1 protein-coding gene is annotated in these 308 nt (G+C 70.5%); it reads left to right on the top strand.

Annotated elements, in window-relative coordinates; all coding sequences use genetic code 11:
• Nucleotides 1–97: 97 nt before the first annotated feature.
• Nucleotides 98–308 (top strand): hypothetical protein (locus tag UK12_RS35085; RefSeq protein ID WP_231591532.1); only part of this gene is annotated, 211 nt, incomplete at its 3' end.

Consider the following 308-nt stretch of genomic DNA (forward strand, 5'->3'; position numbering starts at 1 on the left):
GCGGCTGACCACCGGGCCCACGATGCGCCGAACCCCGTTGCACGGCGTCTTCTCCAGCCACCTGGCCGTCAGCGCTCCGGACAGCACGCTGTTCGCGTTGGTCCGCAAGCCCAAGATCCCGTTCGTGCCGACCGACAACCCGCACACCCCCATGATCATGGTCGGCTGCGTCACCGGCCTCTACCCGATCCGGGGCTTCGTGCATGAACGTGACCCGCAGCACGCGCACGCCCGCGAGCCAGGCTTCGCCGTCGGCGGTCGTGGTGCCGGTCTTGCGGCTGAAGACCTCGGCGAAGGCGCGGCGCACG

Source organism: Saccharothrix sp. ST-888, assembly GCF_000955975.1.
Classification (GTDB): Bacteria; Actinomycetota; Actinomycetes; order Streptomycetales; family Streptomycetaceae; genus Kitasatospora.